The 22,806-nt window shown below is 48.9% G+C and carries 21 protein-coding genes, 1 tRNA gene and 1 riboswitch; of the genes, 7 read left to right on the top strand and 15 right to left on the bottom strand.

Features of this window, described 5'->3' with window-relative positions:
- Positions 1–4: 4 nt before the first annotated feature.
- The 4 genes from ACLM7Z_RS10805 to ACLM7Z_RS10790 form a co-directional block, all read right to left on the bottom strand.
- Positions 5–838 carry a pyridoxamine kinase gene (locus ACLM7Z_RS10805; protein ID WP_087021414.1) on the bottom strand — a complete coding sequence of 278 codons (834 nt, stop codon included), beginning with the start codon at positions 836–838 and terminating at the stop codon, positions 5–7.
- Positions 835–1,377: an ECF transporter S component gene (locus ACLM7Z_RS10800; protein ID WP_087021417.1), complete on the bottom strand. Its 543-nt coding sequence runs from the start codon at positions 1,375–1,377 to the stop codon at positions 835–837. The genes ACLM7Z_RS10805 and ACLM7Z_RS10800 overlap by 4 nt, the downstream gene beginning before the upstream one ends.
- Before the next feature lie 129 nt (positions 1,378–1,506).
- Positions 1,507–2,676 (bottom strand): pyridoxal phosphate-dependent aminotransferase, encoded by a 1,170-nt coding sequence (locus tag ACLM7Z_RS10795; protein ID WP_087021421.1) that lies wholly within the window; start codon positions 2,674–2,676, stop codon positions 1,507–1,509.
- Positions 2,669–3,145, bottom strand: a complete 477-nt coding sequence (locus ACLM7Z_RS10790; RefSeq protein WP_087021424.1) for an Lrp/AsnC family transcriptional regulator — start codon at positions 3,143–3,145, stop codon at positions 2,669–2,671. The genes ACLM7Z_RS10795 and ACLM7Z_RS10790 overlap by 8 nt, the downstream gene beginning before the upstream one ends.
- A 433-nt stretch (positions 3,146–3,578) precedes the next feature.
- Here ACLM7Z_RS10790 and ACLM7Z_RS10785 point away from each other — a divergent pair, with 433 nt between their 5' ends.
- Positions 3,579–4,535, top strand: coding sequence for an AraC family transcriptional regulator (locus ACLM7Z_RS10785; protein ID WP_435645010.1), 957 nt, complete (start codon positions 3,579–3,581; stop codon positions 4,533–4,535).
- 97 nt (positions 4,536–4,632) lie between these two features.
- Here ACLM7Z_RS10785 and ACLM7Z_RS10780 read toward each other — a convergent pair whose 3' ends face one another.
- From ACLM7Z_RS10780 to ACLM7Z_RS10765, 4 genes are all read right to left on the bottom strand, one after another.
- Positions 4,633–6,039, bottom strand: a complete 1,407-nt coding sequence (locus tag ACLM7Z_RS10780; RefSeq protein ID WP_435645009.1) for an IS1182 family transposase — start codon at positions 6,037–6,039, stop codon at positions 4,633–4,635.
- A gap of 133 nt (positions 6,040–6,172) precedes the next feature.
- On the bottom strand, positions 6,173–7,198 hold the full coding sequence (gene iolG / locus ACLM7Z_RS10775) for an inositol 2-dehydrogenase (protein WP_435645008.1): 1,026 nt from the start codon (positions 7,196–7,198) through the stop codon (positions 6,173–6,175).
- A gap of 123 nt (positions 7,199–7,321) precedes the next feature.
- Positions 7,322–8,194: a sugar phosphate isomerase/epimerase family protein gene (locus ACLM7Z_RS10770; RefSeq protein ID WP_087021435.1), complete on the bottom strand. Its 873-nt coding sequence runs from the start codon at positions 8,192–8,194 to the stop codon at positions 7,322–7,324.
- Between the two features lie 67 nt (positions 8,195–8,261).
- Positions 8,262–9,932: a solute:sodium symporter family transporter gene (locus ACLM7Z_RS10765; protein WP_165761154.1), complete on the bottom strand. Its 1,671-nt coding sequence runs from the start codon at positions 9,930–9,932 to the stop codon at positions 8,262–8,264.
- A gap of 341 nt (positions 9,933–10,273) precedes the next feature.
- On the opposite strand from ACLM7Z_RS10765, the gene ACLM7Z_RS10760 reads away from it, so the two are divergent.
- A complete protein-coding gene (locus ACLM7Z_RS10760) occupies positions 10,274–11,305 on the top strand; it encodes a LacI family DNA-binding transcriptional regulator (RefSeq protein WP_435645007.1) in 1,032 nt (343 codons plus the stop codon).
- A gap of 358 nt (positions 11,306–11,663) precedes the next feature.
- Here ACLM7Z_RS10760 and ACLM7Z_RS10755 read toward each other — a convergent pair whose 3' ends face one another.
- Positions 11,664–12,680, bottom strand: a complete 1,017-nt coding sequence (locus tag ACLM7Z_RS10755) for a sugar ABC transporter substrate-binding protein (RefSeq protein WP_165761156.1) — start codon at positions 12,678–12,680, stop codon at positions 11,664–11,666.
- Between the two features lie 303 nt (positions 12,681–12,983).
- Positions 12,984–13,823 (bottom strand): helix-turn-helix domain-containing protein, encoded by an 840-nt coding sequence (locus ACLM7Z_RS10750; RefSeq protein ID WP_087021450.1) that lies wholly within the window; start codon positions 13,821–13,823, stop codon positions 12,984–12,986.
- Between the two features lie 474 nt (positions 13,824–14,297).
- Here ACLM7Z_RS10750 and ACLM7Z_RS10745 point away from each other — a divergent pair, with 474 nt between their 5' ends.
- From ACLM7Z_RS10745 to ACLM7Z_RS10730, 4 genes are all read left to right on the top strand, one after another.
- Entirely contained in the window at positions 14,298–14,999 is a 702-nt protein-coding gene (locus ACLM7Z_RS10745) for a DUF2461 domain-containing protein (protein ID WP_165761157.1), read from the top strand.
- Positions 14,996–15,700 (top strand): 3'-5' exonuclease, encoded by a 705-nt coding sequence (locus ACLM7Z_RS10740; protein ID WP_087021456.1) that lies wholly within the window; start codon positions 14,996–14,998, stop codon positions 15,698–15,700. The genes ACLM7Z_RS10745 and ACLM7Z_RS10740 overlap by 4 nt, the downstream gene beginning before the upstream one ends.
- Positions 15,697–16,029 carry a hypothetical protein gene (locus tag ACLM7Z_RS10735; protein WP_087021459.1) on the top strand — a complete coding sequence of 111 codons (333 nt, stop codon included), beginning with the start codon at positions 15,697–15,699 and terminating at the stop codon, positions 16,027–16,029. The genes ACLM7Z_RS10740 and ACLM7Z_RS10735 overlap by 4 nt, the downstream gene beginning before the upstream one ends.
- Positions 16,030–16,136: 107 nt before the next feature.
- Positions 16,137–16,223: transfer RNA gene (locus ACLM7Z_RS10730), tRNA-Leu, on the top strand.
- Positions 16,224–16,342: 119 nt separating this feature from the next.
- Here the strand turns inward: ACLM7Z_RS10730 and ACLM7Z_RS10725 are convergent.
- The 5 genes from ACLM7Z_RS10725 to ACLM7Z_RS10705 all read right to left on the bottom strand — a co-directional run bounded on the left by ACLM7Z_RS10725 (position 16,343) and on the right by ACLM7Z_RS10705 (position 20,678).
- Positions 16,343–16,471 (bottom strand): hypothetical protein, encoded by a 129-nt coding sequence (locus tag ACLM7Z_RS10725; RefSeq protein ID WP_273348988.1) that lies wholly within the window; start codon positions 16,469–16,471, stop codon positions 16,343–16,345.
- A gap of 189 nt (positions 16,472–16,660) precedes the next feature.
- Entirely contained in the window at positions 16,661–17,620 is a 960-nt protein-coding gene (locus tag ACLM7Z_RS10720; RefSeq protein ID WP_087021462.1) for a cation diffusion facilitator family transporter, read from the bottom strand.
- Positions 17,621–17,717: 97 nt separating this feature from the next.
- A riboswitch (NiCo riboswitch) is annotated at positions 17,718–17,801 on the bottom strand.
- 73 nt (positions 17,802–17,874) lie between these two features.
- Positions 17,875–18,483 (bottom strand): GNAT family N-acetyltransferase, encoded by a 609-nt coding sequence (locus tag ACLM7Z_RS10715; protein WP_435645006.1) that lies wholly within the window; start codon positions 18,481–18,483, stop codon positions 17,875–17,877.
- A gap of 15 nt (positions 18,484–18,498) precedes the next feature.
- On the bottom strand, positions 18,499–19,101 hold the full coding sequence (locus ACLM7Z_RS10710) for a helix-turn-helix domain-containing protein (RefSeq protein ID WP_087021467.1): 603 nt from the start codon (positions 19,099–19,101) through the stop codon (positions 18,499–18,501).
- A gap of 176 nt (positions 19,102–19,277) precedes the next feature.
- Positions 19,278–20,678, bottom strand: a complete 1,401-nt coding sequence (locus ACLM7Z_RS10705; RefSeq protein ID WP_435645005.1) for an alanine/glycine:cation symporter family protein — start codon at positions 20,676–20,678, stop codon at positions 19,278–19,280.
- 659 nt (positions 20,679–21,337) lie between these two features.
- Here ACLM7Z_RS10705 and ACLM7Z_RS10700 point away from each other — a divergent pair.
- On the top strand, positions 21,338–22,798 hold the full coding sequence (locus tag ACLM7Z_RS10700) for an aminotransferase class I/II-fold pyridoxal phosphate-dependent enzyme (RefSeq protein WP_435645004.1): 1,461 nt from the start codon (positions 21,338–21,340) through the stop codon (positions 22,796–22,798).
- Positions 22,799–22,806: the final 8 nt, after the last annotated feature.

Genomic DNA, 22,806 nt, shown 5'->3' with positions numbered 1-22,806 from the left:
CTCCTTAATGCAGTGTGGTGAGGAATTCCTCGAAGCACACGCCATCGGTTTTCGGAATCCCCAGCTCAATCGAGCGCAGAATGCATTTTTTGACGAACGCAGATGCCTTGCGCACAGATGTTTCAAACGGAACCTGATTGACGGCATCCGTGGCTACAATGGATGAGAAGACATCGCCTGTGCCGGAGCGCTCATCTCCGATGCGCAGTGTGCGCAGCAGCTTTGCTTCCCCGCCCTTTTCATAGACCAGATTGGAGACATATGTCTTCTGCGGAACGCCGGTAATGACAATCTTTTCCGGACCCTGCTCTGCCAGTGCATATGCAAGGCGCACAAGTTCCTTTGTCTCCCAGTGTCCCTCGTGGAACGGAGTATCGGTCAGAATACACGCTTCGGTCAGGTTTGGTGTCAGAATATCAGCATAGCCGACCAGCTGCTTCATCGCCTGGCACAGCTCATCCGTATAAGTCGGATATGGCTTGCCATGGTCGCCCATGACAGGATCAATGATGACCGTCGTACGTTCTGTTCGGAAGTCCGAAATGAACCGCTTTACAATTTCAATCTGCTGTTCGGAGCCGAGAAATCCGGTCTGAATTCCATCGAACTCCAGCCCGAGCTTCTTCCAGTTGTCGATATACGGCTGCATTTTCGCCGTATAATCCTCGAAGAAAAATTCCGGGAACCCAGTGTGGTTGGAAAAAATCGAGGTCGGTACCGGACAACACTGCACCTTCATCGCGGAAATAATCGGCATGGACACTGCAATGGAGCAGCGTCCGAAGCCGGACATGTCGTTGATGACGGCAATTTTCTTTTGTCTGTTGTGGTCAATCATGCCTGACCCTTTCTTTCCGATGTGAGCAGCGGGCGGACCTTTGCCTTTTCAAACAGTGCGCCGACGCCATAGCAGACTGCCAGATTGAGTACACCCTTGACAGCCAGACCCGGCGTGGATGCCAGACCCTGCGCGATGCCGCCATACAGGATTGCGCCGGCAACGGTGTAGCCGACAACCATCCATACCATGCCGACAACACAGGCAATCAGTGCGCGTGCAGAAAACAGCGTGCAGGTGCCATCTTTGTTGTACGCAATTTTGCCGACGAACAGTGCCATCAGCGACTTGATGATAAAGGTCGGGATAACCCAGCCGGTAAAGCCGGTCAGCAGGTCAGCGAGCGCAGAGCCAATGCCGCCTGCCCAGATGCCGGAGCGTTTGCCGACAAACAGGACGGTCAGCAGGATAAACGCATCGCCCAGATGTGCATAACCCAGCGGAATCGGAATCTGTACCACCATGGTCATAACACAGATCAATGCCGCCATAACGGCAGTCATGCACAGAAAACGCGCGGAAAACTTGTTTGAATTCATACTTACACCTTATATTAAATGGATTCTATACGGGTGCATTATACCGCACAACTTACCCCAATAAAATGGACAGTTTCGTACGGATTTCAAAGCACAGTTTTCATTTTTCCACCATTGTTTTGCGTTATTTTATAACTCGTTGACAAATTCCTCAATGCGCTCCATAGCGGTTTCCAGATGCATCATGGAGTAGGAATAGGAAATGCGAATATGTCCGCGGCCGCTCTCACCGAACGCGCTGCCCGGCACAACAGCGACCTTCTTCGACCGAAGCAGGCGGTCACAGAACTCTTCGTCATCCTCCATATATTTCTGAATGGATGGGAAAATGTAGAACGCTCCCTCCGGCTCGAAGCACGGCATGCCGATTTCCTGTAACCGTGTGTACATAAACCGGCGGCGCATATCGTACTGATCGCGCATATACGCGATATCGTCCTGTCCGGTGCGCATGGCTTCAATTCCGGCAAACTGGCTGACCGTCGGTGCGGACATGATGCCGAACTGATGGATTTTTACCAGCGGCGCAAGCATTTCCTTCGGCGCCATAACCCAGCCGAGACGCCAGCCCGTCATGGCATACGACTTGGAAAAGCCGTTGATGACGATGGTGCGCTCACGCATGCCAGGCAGCTCTGCGAAGCAGACATGCTTCTTGCCGCCATAGGTCAGCTCACAGTAAATTTCATCTGAAATAACAATAATGTTGGTGCTGCGCAGGACAGCTGCAATTTTCTCCAGCTCCTCACGGGTCATGATTGCACCGGTCGGATTGTTCGGGAACGGCATAATCAGAACCTTGGTGCGCGGCGTAATCGCTTCCTTGAGTGTCTTTGCTGTCAGCTTGAAGCCGTCTTCCATGCGCGTCTTGAGCGGAACCGGCGTGCCGCCTGCCATGATGGTCAGCGGCGTATAGCAGACAAAGGACGGCTCCGGAATCAGAACCTCATCGCCTTCCGAGACAAACGAACGGAGTGCATTGTCAATTGCCTCCGAGCCACCGACTGTGACAATGATTTCCTTGTGGTAATCATATTCCAGATGATAATTCTCCCACGCATATTTGGCAATTTCTTTGCGCAGGTCTGCAAGGCCCCAGTTTGAGGTGTAGAAGGTTTTGCCCTGCTGCAGAGACGCAATGCCTGCACGGCGGATCTGCCATGGCGTCTGGAAATCCGGCTCTCCGACACCGAGAGAAATGGCATCGTCCATTGTATTGACGATATCGAAAAACTTCCGGATACCGGATGGCTTGATGGTGCGCGCCTTGTCCGAAATCAGGGAGGAATAATCAATCATCGTGGAAATCCTCTCTTTCGTCAACCGGATTAAAATCAATACCGGCATCCTTGTATTTTTTCAGGACAAAGTGCGTGGAAGTGGAAATGATGTTCTCCATCGGCGCAAGGTTCTCGGATACAAAACGCGAGACCTCCTGAAGCGAGCGTCCGTTGATGATAACGGTAAAGTCAAAGCTGCCGCTCATCAGGTAAACACTGACAACCTGCTTGTGGCAATGGATGCGGCGTGCCAGCTCATCAAAGCCCATGCCCTTCTGGGGGCTGACGCGGACCTCGATCAGTGCGGTGACACTGTCGCGTTCAACCTTATCCCAGTCGATGATGGCCTTGTAGCCGAGGATAACGTTTTCTTTTTCGTATTTATGGATGCTGGCATTGACTTCCTGTTCTGTAATGCCGAGCATTTTTGCAATGCGGGCGGGCGTAATGCGGGCGTCCTGCTCCAACAGCTGTAAAATTCGATGCATAAGAATAAACCTCCTGCAATGGATGCGGCTCCCGGAAACGGAAACCGGAATGGGTTCCGGTATGTGTTCCCTGAAACAGCAAGATAAAATCACGTTGATTGTGCGGACAGATGCTCCTGCCATCCTTCTCTAAGGGAATGAATCGGGGGGCAAATAGAATTGCACCAGTTTAGTATAGCATAAAGTTGCGAAGTAAACCAGATATAAAGTGAAATTGGCACCAAATATTATCCCGTCTGTAAATATCATCCAAAACGTGCGGGAAGCTTTGCTTTGGAGCACTTTTTTGAAAATGATATGCATTTCCTGGCAGATTACGAAAGACATCATTTGTTGATAATTGCTTTGTTTTTTCAGAAAAGTTGAGTTTTTCGGCAAATGTTGTATAATGTATAGACAAATTGTTGGTATTTGGTGGGAAGGGAGTTTTTGCATGGCACAGCATCAGCCGCTCAATGCACAGTGTTTTGTAAAAAGAGAATTTCATCCGATTTTTGTGGATGACAACAATCCGCAGCTGCTCTATGTCTGTAAGGTACGCCCAGATATCAGCAGCCGCCATCCCCGCATCATGCATTCACACGATGATCTGGTTGAACTGGTGCTGATTTACAGCGGTGCAAGCGATTATCTGATTCACGATAAAAAATGTACCGTCAAGGCCGGTGACCTGTTGATTTACAATTCAGGAGTCGTGCACGACGAAATGGCCGGGCCGGATTCCCTGCTCGGTTTTATCACCATTGCAGTCGGCGGGCTGCGCATGCCCGGACTGCGTGAAAATGCACTGATTCCGGATGAGCTGGGATACCTGTTCCAGACGGGGCACAATTTTGAGGATATCCGCCAACTGCTGGAACTGATGTTCCGCAATCTTTCGGAGGAAGAACCGGATGCTGCGGCCTTCTGCAACAGCCTGATGCATGCCCTTTTGCGCAAGGTGCTTACGGTGGTTCGTGAAAATACCGGAACGGCAGAGGAAGGCACAGCTTCTTCTGAGATCGATGAGCCGAATATTCTCGGGCACCGCGTCAAGCAGTTCATCGACCAGAATTACACCCAGCCGATTACCCTGCAAACCATTGCAGAAGCGCTGCACACCAGCCCCTATTATATGTCGCATGTCTTTAAGGAAATGAGTGGCTATTCCCCTATTCAGTATCTGCTGCGCAGGCGAATCGGAGAGGCGCAGACACTGCTGATTACAACCGATTATTCCATTACGGAAATCGCCGGAATGGTCGGCTATGATACACAGAGCTATTTCAACATGCAGTTTACCAAGCATGTCGGCATGCCGCCCAAGAAATTCCGCCAGAATTACATTGTCGCTGAAAAAGAAAAAAATACGCGGACCAGAAAGCCGCGCAGCAAAAAGGATTCCGAATGACTGAAATCCGCGAATCATCATATCGTATCTATGTAAGCAAGCCCACCTGCATTTAACAGGTGGGCTTGCTGAGCCTGTCGAAGAACCCGGCTGCGCATTAAGCGAGAGCCAGATTTTGGCACATATAGGGAAAAAGCCGGAAAACTGGAATAGGGAAATGGATCTTCCACTTCCACATAGCCAGCTTTTTCAGATTCATGGCAGCAAATTTAAGCTTCACCCAGTTGGTAACTTGAGCCAAGCCTCGATATTGTGTATAGCGCATACCATGCTTTTCTTTGGCATCTGCAAATACACGTTCAATCTTTTGTTGTCGGAGTTTATATAAGTCACGATATTCAGTCATATGACGTGCGTCTTCTGCCAACTCTACATAATCAGCCCATACGTGTCTGGTGACAGTCTTTTCAAACTTTGCACTCGATGTACACAGCTCTCTGGTCGGACAATGTTCGCAGACGTATGACCTGCTCTTATATTCACGATATCCATCTTTGTTCGTTGTTGCATAATGAAGTGTTTTATACTCCGGACAGATTACACAATCATAATACTCATCATAAACATATTTCCACCATTCATGACCGCCTTTCTTTGTCATTGGACGTTTATATGCTGTAGATAATACTCTTCCACTCTCAAAAATACGTTTGCAAATCGAAGGAGTTTTGTAGGCGCTGTCTGCTACTATCGTTTTATGTTCTGGGTAATGTTCGCAAAGCTGGTCATATAACGGGTCAAATGCTACACTGTCATGTACATTTCCTGCTGTTACTTCTACGTCGAGAATAAAATTATGCTTGTCACAGGCTGTATGCGCTTCGTAGGCAAAACACTTCTTGTGTTCACCTTTATGGAATACGCCGGCATCCGGATCCGTTGTCGAAACTGTTATTTCTTTCTCCTTTGGCGGTGTTGAATCGTCATCATCATCGAATGGCTTTTTGTCGTGTTCTTCGCGATCTCTGTTAATTTCTTCCCGCAGCTCCTTTGCATATCGTTTTGCTTCAACTGGAACAGCTTTTCGTGCTTTTTTCTTCATGTTTGCACTTGCTTTGATATGTGTCCCATCGATAAAAATTGCACTCGTATCCAGAAATCCTTCCTTTGCTGCTGTGTTCAATATCCACCGAAATATATATTCTACAGTTGCTGTTGTAAAACGATGCTTAAAATTATAGCTTACTGTTGAAAAATGCGGCACCTGTTCATTCAATGGATAACCGATAAACCACCTGTATGCAACATTCATATTCACTTCTTCCAGCGTCCGCCGGAGCGATGGTATCCCATATATGTGCTGTATCATTACAATCTTAAACAATACTACCGGATCGATACTTGGCCTGCCGTTGTCCTTGCAGTACAAATCATCTACAAATTCATAAATTTGTTTGAAATCTACTGCTGCATCTATTTTCCTCAGTAGATGATCCTCGGGCACTAACATATCCATACTTACAATCTCTACTGCCTCTCTGTTTTCCTTCCCTTTTACTATCATTTTATCACCTGTCTTTCTTATCTTTATTATAACAGAAAAAGCCGCCTTTCGGCGACTTTTTCGACAGGCTGACCCCGTTTATCTTCGGATAAACGGGGTGTTTTCAGTCAGCGGAATGCACTAATATGTTGTTTTATGCCTCAACCTTAACCCAAGCGCCGCCGTTCTGGCAGGACTCGGTTGCAGCCTTAGCCATCAGTACCGGACGCAGGCCGTCTACTGCACCGACAGCAGTCGGCTTGTCATTCTGGATTGCATCCACAAAGGACAGAACCTGATTGATAAATGCCTGATTGTAGCGCTCGAGGAAGAACCACAGCGGCTTCTGGGAAACAGCACCGTCAACGGTCATAACGGTAGCGGTGTTCTGCAGATCGTTTGCATCCGAAGCCATACCCTTGGAGCCAAATACCTCGACACGCTGATCGTAGCCGTAAACCGCCTGACGGGAGTTGTTGATAACGGCAATTGCGCCGTTTGCCATCTTCATGGTGACAACTGCGGTGTCAACATCCGGAATGCCGGACTCTTCCTGCAGATTCGGATTGACCAAGCAGGAGCCGACAGCGGAAATCTCCACTGCCTCAGAACCGGTAACGTAGCGAACCATATCAAAGTCATGGATCATCATATCGTAGAAGATACCGCCGGAAACTGCAACGTAGGATGCCGGGGGCGGCTCCGGATCACGGGAAGAAACGATAACGATATGCGGATCGCCCACGGTGCCGTCCTTGACAGCGTCAGCGACAGCCTTATGGTTGTGGTCAAAGCGGCGGTTAAAGCCTACCTGGAACTTGACGCCCTTTTCCTCAACCAGTGCGAGCAGTGCCTTGATCTTGTCGATATCGTAGTCGATCGGCTTCTCACAGAATACGTGCTTGCCGGCCTTGACTGCTTCCATCGAAACCTGGCAGTGCGTATCGGTGGAGGAGCATACGAATACAACCTCTACCTCCGGATTGTTGATGACGTCCATAAAGTCGGTAGACACCGTTGTAATGCCGCGCTCAGCCAGCCACTCGCGTGCGCCGGACTTGTCCAGCATCGGATCAGCAACTGCTGCAACCTCGACGCCCGGAACACTGTTGATCAGATTGTTAATGTGCAGCTTGCCGATGCGTCCGCAGCCGACAACGCCAATTTTCAGATTTGCCATAAATAGCACTCCTTTGCTATAACATTTTTGAAAAGGGAGGCTGTGCCCGGCGGGTAACGGCCATAGCACAGCCGGTGAGAATAGTACCTATACGCTGCTTCCTGAATGCAGAGACGGAAAACATTACTTGCAGTACTTTGCTACGTGTGCCTTGGTGATCTCAGCGGACTTCTTGACATTCTCCTCCTGAGTCATCTCATAGTACTCCGGACGGAAGATCTCAATCGTGCAGCAGTCACCGTCAAAGCCGATCTTCTGCAAAGTCTCTGCATAGCGCTGATGCGGCAGGCAGTCGCCCTCAGCATCCGGCCACATGCGCTTCTCATCGTTGTTATACGGTGCGCCGCACGGCAGATCCTCGGTACCATTCAGATGCCATACAAAGATCTTCTTGCCGTCTGCTTTCTCCAGGGTCTCCCAGCCGGAGCCCATTGCGTAAAAGTGATACTGATCGAGGGTTACACCGACCAGCGGAGAGTTAACCTCTTCAACGATTGCGTAAGCATCCTCGAAACGGTTGATCGTCATTGCCGGCTCACCACAGAACTCCAAAGACAGCTTGATGCCATACGGCTCAACCTTCTTTACCATCTCCTTCAGGACAGCAACCGCATCCTCTCGGATCTCCTTGCGGGTCGGCTGCAGACCGCGCTCGGTCATATCCTTGGACGGAACGACAACGATCATCTTGCAGCCCAGAATGTTGCAGCGGCGGATGATCTCATCCAGCTCTGCCATAACTGCTGCCTTCTCTTCCTCGGTCTGCTTCATGTTGAAGAAGCACAGGGCGTTGTAGGACAGCATCTTCAGATGATGGCTCTGGAACCACTCACCCAGCTCCTCCAGCGTTACGACACCGGCCTCCAGATCGCGGTTCAGGCATTCAGACTGAATGTCGATGCAGTCGAAGCCGTACTTCTCGCACAGCTCGAGATCCATCATCACGGTATGACCCTTACAGAAACGGTCATTTGCCTCGTTAAATCCGATTTTCATAACATTTTCTCCTTTTCAGTAAAATATTTACACTAAAATGATTGGCAGGCAATCATTTATATCCAAGTTAAGCAGCAATGCCAATCGGCGAGAACAGAATATAAATACCGATTGCAATGATTGCTCCGATAATGCAGACCACATGACGGTACTTCCACGGGGTCATATCCACTACGCCGGCATTCGGTGCTTCCCATTCTTCTACACCCTTGAAGTGATTCAGATACAGCATGATGAGCAGCTCAATCACAAACAGGACTGCCATTGCATACAGATAATGAATCGGCTCCGAAGATCCTCCGACAATTTCATAGGTCGGCTGAATCAGCATGAACGCTCCGTAGCAGATGACATGGAATATGGTAATCAGGAACGGCGTATAGCGCGGCACGCGGCGGAATACAATTGCGCCGAGCACGGTGAACAGAATCGGCAGAGATACGAACTGGCTCATCGAGTTCAGGAATGTAGTGATACCGTTTGCATACATGACGAACGGAGAGATGATGATTGCGATAATTCCCGCGATAGTTCCGTAAATCTTTGCCACCTTGACATAGAATGCATCCGTACGTCCCGGGCAGATGACCGGCTTGAACAAATCCAGAGTAAACATTGTGGAAGCCGAGTTCAGCACGGAATTGAAGGACGACAGGATTGCACCGAACAGAACCGCTGCAAAGAAGCCCATCACCGGCTTCGGAACAACCGCAGACACCAGAGCCGGATATGCAAAGTCGATTGCACTGTCTCCGGCTGCAGCAATCTTATCCTGAATAGACGGCAGGAAATGTGCGATAACGCCCGGAAGAACCAGATAGAAGAATCCGAGAGTCTTGAGGAATCCACAGAAGATTGCGCCCTTCTGACCCTCCTTGAGGGATTTTGCCGCCAGCGAACGCTGTACAAACGACTGATTGCAGCACCACCAGTACAGGTTATTGAAGAACATACCGGTGAAGATCAGCGGCCACGGAAGTGCAGGCTCACCTGCGTCCCACTCAGCCCATGCATTCAGCTTTGCCGGTTCGGTATCAATCATATACTGGATGCCGGCCAGCATACCGCCGCCGGAGGTTTCCTGTCCCAGCAGGGACAGCGCCAGAAACGGAATCATCAGACCGCCGATAATCAAACCGATACCGTTGATTGTGTCGGATACCGCTACCGCCTTCAAACCGCCGAAGATTGCATAGCAACCGCCGATGATACCGATGATGACACACAGAATTGCAACAGCCGCAAACTTGCTCGAACCGAGCATTCCGGAGACATTAAAAATATTTTCGAACACAACCGCGCCGGAATACAGGATGACCGGCAGATTGAGGATGGAATACATTACAACGACAATCAGCGAAAACATCGTGCGGGTGTTTCTGCCAAAGCGCTGCTCCATCAGCTGCGGCATGGTGGTAGTACCCATCTTTAAGTAGGTCGGCAGGAACCAGTATGCCAGTGCAAACAGCGTAAACAACGAACCGACCTCCCAGCCGATCGGACTCATGTTGGAAGCCCATCCCTGTCCGTTGGTGCCGACAAGCTGTTCGGCAGATAGGTTTGTAAGCAGCAGCGAGCCCGCAATGACAATTCCCGGCAGTCCGCGTCCCGCCAAGAAATATCCCTCAGCGGATTCCAGATTTTCATCCTTCGTTTTCAGCGCTGCAACGACAGCAACCATAATGGTGAAGAATAAAAATGTAATAATGATCCATGGTGTAGAACTAAAGAAGCTCAAAATTTTTTCTCCCTTCAGTGTAGATTTCTCTCTCATTGTTACGAGACAGCAGACCAGCCGGTGCCGTAGCTTTCTCTGCTTGTTGAACCAAAGATATGACACGCAAAAGCAGGTTTCAAGCGTTTGAATCAAAGAACATTTCTCCGTGCAAAGTATCGTAAATATATCCAAAAAATCTTCATACATTTTAGGCATATTGCTCTACAAGTATCATTTGCACGAGAAAACAATGCACGTTTTATAAAAATTTATCGGGAAATATATCACAAATCGGACTGGCAAAACGACTTCGACTGTGCTATGATAGGGACAGCAAAATGACTGAGAAAGAGGGATGCAACATGGCTGTGACATTACAGCAGATTGCAGAGGCATGCGGCGTTTCACGCGGCACAGTAGACCGCGCGCTGCGAGGACGGGAAGGAGTGCGCCCGGAGGTTGCGGAAGGTATCAAGAAAAAGGCGCGAGAGATGGGCTACATTCCCCGCCACGGCAACGTTCTGACTGATATTCGTCCGCTGCGCATCGGCGTGGTGCTGCATACCGGTGCATCCGACTTTGTGCAGTCTCTGGCGGAGCTGATCCGGAGCTTTCCAAGTCAGACAATTCTCCCGATTTCCCCCACCGTGCGCATCATGGACGGTACGAACGTGCTACATCAGCTCGCGCTGATTGATGAGCTGGTGGAAAACGAGCAGATTGACGGTCTGATGCTGATGCCACTGGCAAGCAACCAAGTGCGGGATAAGATCAACGAACTGACTGAAACCCATGGACTGCCGATTGTCACGCTGAATACGGATATCGCGGACTGCGGGCGGCTTGCCTATGTCGGCCCGGACAATATTGCCTGCGGTCGCACAGCCGCCGCGCTGATGGGACTCACCATCAGCGGCACCGGACGCGTACTTCCGATTCTCGGACAGCAAAGCGGACACTTCGCGGATACGCAGCGTCTGAGCGGCTTTTTGTCCGAAATGAGCGAGTCCTTCCCCAATGTAACGGTAATGTCGCCGGAATATTGCTTTCTGGATCAGGATCTGGCGGAGCGCATTACCGCCCGTGCCCTGCGGGATGTGGACAATCTTTCCGGCATTTATCTCTCCTCAGTCGGACGCAGCGGTGTTTATCAGGCCATCCGCCGCGCCAGCAAGCAGGGACAGGTACATGTTGTGGTTCATGACCTGACTGCGGACAACCTTCAGATGATCCGCGAAGGCGTTGTGGATTTTGCCATCGGGCAGGATGCCGAAACGCAGGCCTGGCTCCCGCTCCGCCTGCTGTATCAATACCTAACCAAACGCAAATCACCCACCCAACGGCAGTATACAACGGAAATCGGCATCAAATTCCGATGCAACCTCACGGACTAAAGCGCCAAACAGAAATCCCGACCATGAATCATGATCGGGATACCTCTCCAAAATGTCCGCATGTGCGCACTGACTCAAGCCGCCAGGCTTGACCGCAAGCTGCATCTTGTCGAGAGCCACAACACCCGGGAATGTTTTGGTACAATCCCGCAGCTCTACGATATATTCACTCATTGACAGTTCACCCTTTTCTCCGAGAGAGAGTTTTCCAACAGGTGCGCGGTATAGTCCTCTGATATTTTGTTCTCGGCACAAAATACGGTACGGTACACCTGTCCAGATGAAGAATGCCCTTATCGGTGTTTTCTACCGATAAGGGCATTGTATTGTTCATGGATTTTGCTCTTTCGGGATTCCCTTATTTCAGATACTTATCCAGCTCGTCCAGACGTTCCTGAACATTTTCCTTGGTAACAACGCCTGTACCGGAGTCGATGAACTCATCCAGCTCTTCGCCGTTCAGTGCTGCAACTGCTGCTTCTGCTGCCTTGTAGCCCATACCGTAAGCATCCTGAACAACGGACATTGTCTCGTTGCCGGCCAGAATTGCTTCACACGCTGCGCGGTCACCATTGAAGCCGAGGAAGATCGTATTTTCATACGCCTTATTTCCCTTTGCTGCACGTGCAGCTGCCATTGCCATATCGTCGTTGTTTGCACAGATGATTGCAACGCCTTCCGGATGAGTCTGCATGATAGCTTCCATACAGGTAACTGCCTTATCTGCTACTGCATCTGCATACTGAGTTTCACTCTCCAGGAACTCGCCGCCTGCTTCATTGATGCCCTTTTTGTAGCCTTCATAACGTGCAGTGTTGGTAGAGTCACCCTGAACACCACAAATTTCAATCGCCTTGATTTCCTCCCAGCCAGCTTCCTTTGCAGCTTCGACAGCGGTCTTACCGCCCAGTGCAGCTGCTTCCTCATTGCCGGTACCGATGAAGGAAAGAACCTCCGGTGCATCAATGTTGGTATCGACCGCCAGGATCGGCATCTCTGTTCCCTTAATCAGGGTTGCTATCTGATCGCCCTGAAGTGGAGCGATGACCAGTGCGTCATATGCACCGGAATTCAGGTCGGTTTCAATCATGTTCTGCTGCTCATCATAAGCAGTTTCAGAAGTCGGGCCCTTTACTTCAATCGAAACACCGTTTTCTTCGCCATAAGCCTCAGCACCGGCCTTGACGTACTGCCAATATTCCGCGGAAGTGGTCTTCAAAATCACACTGATTTTGTAATCTCCGCCGGACGAGCTGCCGGAGCCGCTGTCTCCGCCCGCTGCCGTATCTCCGCCAGAGGAACCGCAGCCTGTCAGACAACCTGCCGTCATTACGCCTGCAAGCGCAATCGATAAAAGTCGTTTCTTCATTTTCATTGTACTTTCCTCCTGTGTTTCTCTCTTTCTGATGTATTTATCTTTTATCCTACATCTCAGCCGATACGTAGAAATGCACAGCCGTGATGCTGCACGGTTTTGTTTCTCATACCGTTTGGGATATGGGAAAGAAGATCGATGTTATTGTCCTGAACCTGCATTTTCTTTTGCTGCATGTACAGATATGGGGCAATTTTCACGATTTGATCGTTGATTTTTGCATCATTTATTGTGCTTATTATACAAAACCATTGCATAATTAACCGAATCAAACCGCGCAAGAACTGTTGCAAATTGCTCTTTTTAAACTAAAAAATTGCGAAATTGTCTGGGCGACATTCCTACCTTGCTGCGAAATGCAGCGGCAAAGCTCGTATCATATGCATAACCGACTGCTCCTGCAATCTCTGTAACAGACAGTTCTGTTTCTTTCAGCAACTTTTTTGCCTGACTGATACGCAGATTTACCAGATATTCATGAGGCGACTGTCCTGTGCCTGCTCGGAATTTTCTGTTAAACTGCGATACACTCAAATGGAATCTTTTTGCCAGCATAGCAGTTGATACATCCTCCGAAAAGTGAAGCTCCAGATATTGTTGTACGCTGGCAATCAGTGGATCATCGGATTTGTCGGCCGCTCCGTCATCCAGCATGCTGTATATGATATCATACAGCATACGGGAAGCCGTTGTTTCTTCCATACAACCTGCTGTGCGCAGCAGATGCAGAAATTGCTGCATCTGGTCGCGGATGTATGCAGAATACTCTGCCGGAATGACAAGCCCATGTTCTTTGAAAATTTCCTTCCAGAACATCTTTGTATTGGCACCGTTGAAGTAGATCCACATATACTCCAACGATTCAACTGCGCGATAACTGTGCGCTTCATTACAGTTGATGAAACCGCATTCACCGGCATGAATGATTGCTTTTTCACCGTGTGCAAATACGCACATCTTCCCTTTCGTCACATAGAACAGCAGGTAACCATCCTGTCCTGTGTGCTCTATATAATAATCTGTATCGCAGTAAAAATATCCTGAACGCTGTAAAAAATACAGCAATCTTGCAGCGCGATCAGATGGTGTGGCTTCATAGAGCTCTGACATCGGTTCCAGCCCCTTTTCATGCGGCAACAGCATATCTTCTCGTCCTCCGTTCTGTTGCAACCAATAACAAAATCGTTGCAATGATCCACCTGTGCAATTCCTGAATAAAGCAAAAGCGATTCTTTCATGTGCCCGGAGAATCCGAACAGCAGCGATTCAGGTGTACATTTCTTCAAAAAATTACACATTTGCATCGTATTTCGTATAAATCAGGGCTTTAATTTCCTTTTTTTCATGATATCAGGTCTAATTTCCGTTTTCCATTGCAATTATTGCGCTTCACATTATAAATCTTGCTGCCTGGACAGCAGGATTCCTAAATGAATCGTTATTATTGACAGAAAAACGGGAGGAACTCTGTGATTTTTATGATACTCTGCCAAGCAAAATAAGTCATTGCACGCAGTGCGCCAGATTTATACATAAATAATCATGTTAAATTGGATTTGAAAGACACGGCAATGTGCGATACAATAGAAACCAATGCCAGAAAGAAGGAGTCTCTGTATGATTTTTAATCAATTTACGCCGGATATGCTGGATTTCCTCGCAGAAAACCATCTGCGCAACAGCAAGAGCTGGTATGATGAGCATAAGGATGTCTATAAGAAACTGGTGACGGAGCCGTTTTATGCACTGGTTGAGGAAATGAGCCCTCATATGTTGGAAATTGATCCGCAGTTTGTAACCATCCCATCCAAATCGGTTGCCCGTGTCCGCCGTGATACACGTTTCACAAAAAACAAGGATCTGTACCGCGATCATATCTGGATTGTGTTTCGTCACCCGAAAAAACGCCTTGGCAGCTCACTGTGCTATTATTTTGAGATTGAACAGGAAAGCTGGGGGTATGGTGTAGGCTATTATGATATTCCATCCGCTGTGCGCGAGGAATATCGCCAGATGATCCTGCATCACGACAAGCATTATCTGGAAGCCAGACGCGCACTGGAACAGGCGCCGGATTTCAGCCTATACGGCGATCCGTATAAGCGCCCGCCCTATCCCGATGCGCCGGAAGAGGATCGGCACTGGCTCAATCGAAAGAATATCGGCGCCAGTTTTTCCTGTGAGGACTATACCACCTTGTTTGACGGCACATTCTATGATATAATGATAGCAAATCTCAAGCGAATCGCACCATTTTACCAATTTCTTCGCATTGCAGAAGAGCGCGTTCGCCGTCAGTCATTGGAGGACCACTTGTGAAATTCACTGCAATCGATTTTGAAACAGCAAATGCATCCATGCTCAGCGCATGTTCCATCGGTATTGTCGAATTCGAGGACGGCGTTCCCGTTCGTGAGACCTATACGCTCATCCGCCCGCCTGAGGAATATGGAAAATTCAACTGGTACAACGTCCGTATTCACGGAATCAAGGCAACTATGGTGAAGGATGCACCGACCTTTGACAAGGTCTGGGAACAGATTCGGGACAGCATTGATGGTCAGTTGATCGTCTGTCACAACGCTGCGTTTGATACCGTCGTTCTGTGCCGCCTGCTGGAGTATTATGGAATTGCGATTCCCACCTTTGATTATGTCTGCACGGTTAAGATCTCTCAGCTGCTGTGGCCGGAGATGGAAAACCATAAGCTGGATACTGTTTGCAATGATCTCAATATTGTCCTGAACCACCATGAAGCGTTGTCCGATGCACGCGCCTGCGGCTTGATTTTCGCCGAAGCGCTCAAAAGCCAGCACTGTATCGATACCGCGGACTTGCTGGATGCACTGGAAATGCGTGTCGGACATGTTTCCCCAAAGGGTCGGCAGTCCTGTTCCACCTCGGAAGAGGTTCGCCGAAAAATGATTTCTGATAAGAAAAAACAGGCAAGCCGCCGCAAATATTTTGCCCGCCGCCATTCTGCCGCGGACACGAAAGAGAAAGGAGAAAAACCATCATGACAAACTGTTGTACGTTTTTCAAAAAAGCCGGAGATTACCGTGACCTTGCCGCTGCACGCCTTGAAAATGCAGGTGATCTCGTTCGGGCAGGCTATACTGCCGCAAGCCAGCGTATCACTTCCCTTCTGCGCAAATACATGCTCTCAGAGATTCAGATTCTTCAGTTAATGCTGGTTTCATTCGGCGTCCTGCTCGGCGCAACTTTTTCCGATTTCTTCAAAAAACACCGTAAATTCGTACTGATTGCATTCCTCCTCTCGGTCTGTCTGTTTGTTTACAAAGCATTCCAGCTGCTCGGTGAATGGGATGAATCAAACGGTGAGTTTTAACTGTGAGATCATGCAATCCGCCTGAATTAACATTCAGGCGGATTTTTTTCAAAAAGTACTTGCAACAACGGATAAAGTTATGTATAATATTTTTGTTGCATTACCATGCCGGTGTGATGGAATTGGTAGACGTAGTGGACTCAAAATCCACCGCTGGCGACAGCGTACCGGTTCGAGTCCGGTCACCGGCACCATAAAATAAAGCGGTTGATATCACAGGTTATTCCGTGGTATCAACCGCTTTTCGTCTTTAGATTCAGAGTCTGCCCTGGTGCATCCCGCTTGAATGGCAAGCCCAAGCGGGATGCGTGTTTCAATTGTGCTTCTCCCGGTCATACTCACACAGGGCATCCTTGACTGCTTTTTTAATGACAAGGTATGCCACAGCTGCCACAATCGCGATGATAACGGCATACATCATGAAAGCTATAATAACTGACATAACTCATTCCTCCTGTTTCTGCAATAAAAACGCAGAACCGCCTTCCATCTGGAAGGACAGGCTCTGCGTCTAAGCGTCTGGCTCTGATAAAACGGGATCATTTGAACTTTTCTATACTATAAATCCGGCAGCAGCGATTGTCAACATCTGATATTTATGATTTAAAAATTTCAGCGCATAAAATATAAATCAGCTGTTTTTTGTCGCTGTTTTTTCTGACTGCTCAGGTAAGGCTGCCGCAACGGAGACCTCCGAGGGATTGACATGAACCATAATATGTTTTACCTTGGGGAATTGCTGCTCGATTGCAGTATGCACCTGCTCTGCAATCTGGTGACCTTCCGCAAGAGACAAACTGCTGTCCGCTGAAATTTCAATATCCACATAGATTTTATTGCCGAACACGCGGGTGTGCAGCACATCAACTCCGAGTACGCCCTGCTGACTGCTCGCACAGTCGAGCAAAGCTGCTTCGGTTTCTTTTTCACAAGAGTGATCGACCATTTTGTCAATCGCGTCCTTAAAAATATCATAGGCGGCTTTGGCGATAAAAAAACAAATTACGAGACTTGCAACCGCATCCATCACCGGAAAGCCCATTCTGGCCGCGGCAATACCGATCAGTGCACCGACAGAGGAAAGTGCATCGCTGCGATGGTGCCAGGCATCTGCCATCAGTGCACTGGAATCATAGCGTTCGGCATAAGAGCGGGTGTACCAGTACATGGCTTCTTTGACGATAATGGAAATAAATGCGGCGGCCAAAGATAACACGCCGGGTACCGTCAGATTTTGATAGTCACCTCCGGCAATATTGCGGACAGCACCAATGCCAATCATCAGTCCTGTGAGAAAAAGCACCACGGAAAGGACAATCGCAGCCACGCATTCAAATCGTTCATGACCATATGGATGCTCGTCATCCGACGCTTTGGCGGAGATTCTTACGCCAATGATGACAATGATACTGCTGAATACATCGGATGCGGAATGCACCGCATCGCTGATCATGGCGCCAGAATGTGCAATCACACCGGCCAATGCCTTGAAGACGGAAAGGATCAGATTGCCCACGATACTGACCATGGATACTTTTGTAGCAACCCGCTCAAATTCCGCAGGAGAGCAGGTTTTCGGATGATTTTTCATATCAGTTACCTCCAAAATAAATGTGTGACAACTCTATGACATCTGCTTCGCGGAGGTTCCAACAATAAAAAACACCCACGAAACCAGTAATGTAACTTACTGTCCCGTGGGTGATCCTTCCACTGTCACATGTGTGACCCGGCTCCGAGCGCGTCGCTCCGGCCTGTTCAGTTTGTACTGTAGAGGTATGCAGTGCAAAGAGTATTTGTATAATACCACAAAGTCAGTACATGCGCAAGAGGGTATGCCTGTATTTATTCAAGCTGTCCTGAATGTTTTTCCTTCTTTTTGGGAGGGAATTGGCGATCAAACGCTTCGACAAGATCAGGCGCTGTAAAATAACAGGGCGGGTCGGAATAAACGCCCCGGATAGTTCCGGCAGCAGCATCCTGTAGAAACTTCACCATAAAAAACGGAGCTTCTTCCGTTGGATCCATACCTTCGTAAAAAATACCATATTTTGAAGCACTTTCAAACCCAAATCGGCTGTAGTAGTCCGGATTCCCCGTGATGACAACCGCAGGATAGCCCAGCTCTTTTGCTTTTTCTAACGTGAATGAAATCAGTTGTGCACCGTATCCCCTGCCCTGCTGCTCCGGTAAAACACTGACTGGGCCGAACAGCAGCAGTCTCTGTGTGCCAGCTTCTGTTCTGAGCACGCCCTCAGCATATGCAATATGCGCAATGATTTTCCCTTCTTCTTCTATCACATAATCCAGCTCTGACACAAAAGAGGGATCCGTCCGCAGCATATGTAGCACATAATGCTCCATGCAACCGGGACGGTACACATTCCAGAAGGCTTCGCGCGTCAGATTTTCCACTGTAAAATAGTCGTTTGGCTGTTCTTTTCGTATGGTCATATCTTTCACCACTTTCTATTGGTATTGTTTCGTAAGCCTGCTTCGCATTTTTTCAAAATGACTGTCCAGCAAGGCTGCAACTGCGGTTTTGTCCGTTGTGCCGTCATAACAGCTGTACAGCAAATACATAGGAGCATAAAACGCAACGGCCTGTTCGCGTGCATCCGGAATGTTCAGGCTTGTGAACAGATCTGTCACATATTGAAGCGGCCCTAATCCGAGATACTGCTGATACAATGCGCCCATTTCCTCATTCCGGTACTGTTCCAATGTCAGCATTTTTCGGAAGCAGGACGAAAACTCCTCCTCTGTCCAATACTGAAACTGTGCTTTGCTGAATACAATGATCTGTTCGATTGATGTGTTCTGATAATCCTCTGCCGATTGTTCCAGCGTTCCCTCCGGAACTTCGTACCGGCGGGCGTGTTCAGCATCCATCTGCTCCATACGCACAAGGATACTGTCAAAAATATCCCGTTTGTTTTTATAATGCTTATACAAGGCGCCTTTCGTCATTCCAAGCGCACCGGCAATCTGACTGACCGAAACCGCTTCATATCCATCTCTGGCAAACAGCCGGAGGGCTGTCAGCAGGATGTTCTCCTTTGTATTGCTCATAATGCTCCTATCTGTGAAGTAAACATTCGTTTACCTATATTATAGTAAACCATCGTTTACCTGTCAAGCAGATTCACTCCATATAAGAAAAAGCAGGTCATGACAATAAAAAATCCCCTGTCGGAAAAACCGGCAGAGGATTATCACAGTTCTATGTACTTGTGTACTGCGAAAAATCAGGATTTGCTCTGTTTTTTCGCAAAATATTCCCTGACCAGTTGAACGACTGTTCCGGACAGAAGGAACAGCGCAATCAGGTTGGGAATGGCCATCAGTCCGTTAAACGTTTCTGCGATATCCCACAGAAGGCCAAGATCGATGGTAGCGCCGATGATGGAAACCAGTGAATATACAACCATGAACGGCTTGATTACCTTATTGGAATGGAACAGAAATTCGATGCAGCGCGAGCCATACAGACCCCAGCCGAGAATTGTGGAAAATGCAAAGCTGCACATGGCAATTGCAGTAAAAATAGTAACCCAGTTGCCATATATCGAAACAAAGCCCTGAATCGTCAATTCTGCACCGGCGGCCTCACCGTAGCTCACCGGAATACCGCTGCACAGGATAACCAGTGCAGTCAGCGTACAGATGACGATGGTGTCAGTAAATACCTCAAAAATACCGAAAAGGCCCTGCTTGACCGCATCACTTGTATCGGCACAGGCGTGTGCAATGGAACCCGTGCCGAGTCCCGCCTCATTGGAGAAAATGCCTCTGGAAACGCCCTTTTTCATGCTCATGAAAAACGTGCCTACCGCACCACCTGTGATGGAGCGCGGGGAGAATGCGCCATAAACAATAGAATAAAACACCTCAGGAATACGCCGATAGTTGATGGCAACGACACCACATGCGAGGATGATATAAAGCAGCGCCATAAACGGAACCAGCTTTTCCGTGACAGTTCCGATGCGTTTAATTCCACCCAGCAGGATCAATGCAACCAGACCTGCAATAACAATACCGACAATCAGATTAAACGTGCCTGCAAAAGATTCCGACAACACACCATAGCTAAAAAGTGCAGAATCGATGGATGTAATAATGGTATTGACCTGCGTCGCATTGCCTGTGCCGAATACCGTGAGCACGCCAAACAGTGAAAAGGCGGCAGCGAGCCAATGCCAGTGCTTGCTCAGGCCGTTTTTGATGTAATACATCGGGCCGCCGACCCAGTCACCGTCTGAATTGCGTTCGCGGAAATGGACGGCGAGCGTGACTTCTGCGAATTTGGTGCACATGCCGAGGAATGCAGAACACCACATCCAGAAGACTGCGCCGGGACCGCCGATTGCGATGGCTCCGGCAACACCGGCAATGTTTCCGGTTCCTACTGTTCCCGCCAGCGCTGTGCAGACCGCCTGGAACGGTGTCATGGAGCCGTCCCCGGCTTCATCCTTCCGGAAAAGCCTGCCCAGAACCGTTTTTACCGCAAGTGGAAATTTGCGAATCTGTATAAACCGGGTCCGAATACTCAGATATAATCCCACGCCAATGATACAAATCATGGCCGGAATTCCCCAGATAAAATTGTTCACATATGTGTTGATTTGTTCAATGATCTGAAGCATTTCTCTCTCCTATCTGAAAAATTTCTTTATATTTTATCTGATTTCGACGGGAACACAAGGTGCCCGACAAAACGACATATAAAGAATTATATCTTATAATCAAAAAATAATCAATTTAATCATGGAAAATACTTTCAACCCTTTCTCAAGGCATGTCTGGAATTGATCTCAGAGAAATTTCTTGACAGGATTTCTGTGATATGCTACAATGATTCCAGTTTTGGAAAGATAGATTGACAGAGTCTTTCTAAAGCAATTATTCTTGGACCACTTCACAGATGAAGTCAAGGCCATACGGACAGCCGGGTCCACTGCCGACTGGCAACATTGTTGCCTATTGATTGAGTTAAAAGCTCAAATTTTATAAGTTGGTTGCTTAACAACCAGTTGGTTTCTTATAAACCGAATAGCGCCCGCGGGGTGCTGCTTGTGAAACGGTCAATACGAGTAGTAAAAGTATGATTGCTATATAGACTCTGACAATATCCAATGTAATTTCAAAAAGAACCTCCCTTCTGTTGCCCTGTGCCCGCATGGCAGGTCAACCGGACGTAGCACAGCAGGTTCTCATTTTGTCAGCACAATGGAAACGCAAGACAGCGCTCAAAGTATGGCGCAGGTCCTGCGTTTTATTTTTTTTGAAAAAATGAGGTGAGAGAATGGGGAATTCGACATATGCACTCGATCAGAATCGTGCGCCGATTCATGAAGCGCTGGAACAGTTCCGCCGCATTCGGGTGGTTCCCTTTGATGTTCCGGGGCACAAACGCGGTCGCGGCAATCCCGAACTGACGGCATTTCTTGGGCATCAGTGCGTTGGTGTGGATGTAAACAGCATGAAACCGTTGGATAATCTGTGCCATCCGGTTTCCGTCATCCGTGAAGCGGAGCAACTGGCCGCCGATGCATTCGGTGCAGCACAGGCTTTTTTGATGGTGGGCGGCACGACCAGCGCAGTACAAAGCATGGTGCTCACTGCCTGCAAGCGCGGCGATGAGATCATTCTTCCCCGCAATGTACACCGCAGCGTCATCAATGCGCTGGTGCTTTGCGGTGCAGTTCCCGTCTATATCAACCCGGAGGTCGACACACGGCTCGGCATCTCACTCGGCATGAAGCGCGAGCAAGTCGCCAAAGCAATTGCAGAGCATCCGCGTGCAGTTGCCGTTCTGGTCAACAATCCGACCTATTACGGTATCTGTTCTGACCTTCGTGAGATCGTCCGTATGGTACATGCAGCGGGCATGCTCTGCCTTGTCGATGAAGCACACGGTACACATTTCTATTTTGGCGAGAATTTTCCGGTTTCCGCTATGGCAGCGGGGGCAGATATGGCTGCTGTGTCCATGCACAAGAGCGGCGGCAGCCTGACCCAGTCCAGTTTTCTGCTGACCGGCCCCAATGTCCATGCCGGGTATGTCCGACAGATCATCAATCTGACTCAAACGACGTCCGGCAGTTACCTGCTCATGTCCAGCCTGGATATCTCCCGCCGGAATCTGGCGCTGCGCGGCCGGAAGGTCTTCGAGCAGGTGCGCCTGCTGGCCGAATATGCGCGCAGTGAAATCAATCTGATCGGCGGGTATGATGCATTTGGTCAGGAACTGGTGGACAGCGACGCAATCTATGCGTTTGACCCAACCAAGCTCAGCATTCACACGCGTGATATTGGTCTGGCGGGTATTGAGGTGTATGATATTCTCCGCGATGACTACGATATTCAGATCGAATTCGGTGACATCGGCAACATTCTGGCCTACCTGTCTATCGGAGACCGCGTACAGGAGGTCGAACGTCTGGTCAGTGCACTGGCAGAGATTCGACGTCGTTTTCAGCGCGACCCGAGCGGCATGCTCAGCCAGGAGTATATCGACCCGGAAGTTGTCGCCACCCCGCAGGAGGCTTTTTATGCCGAAAAAGTCAGCCTGCCGCTGCGCGAAACCGAAGGACGTATTTGCAGTGAATTTGTCATGTGCTATCCGCCCGGCATCCCGATTCTGGCACCAGGTGAAAAAATCACACGCGAAATTTTAAATTATATTGAATATGCCAAGGCAAAGGGCTGTAGCATGACCGGCCCGGAAGACCCGAACATCGAACAGCTCAATGTATTGCAGTAAGGAGGCGG

The sequence above is a fragment of the Butyricicoccus porcorum genome (genome assembly GCF_051246315.1).
GTDB lineage: Bacteria > Bacillota > Clostridia > Oscillospirales > Butyricicoccaceae > Butyricicoccus_A > Butyricicoccus_A porcorum.
The sequence above is the reverse complement of the archived record's forward strand: the minus strand, read 5'-3'. Positions and strand labels throughout refer to the sequence as shown.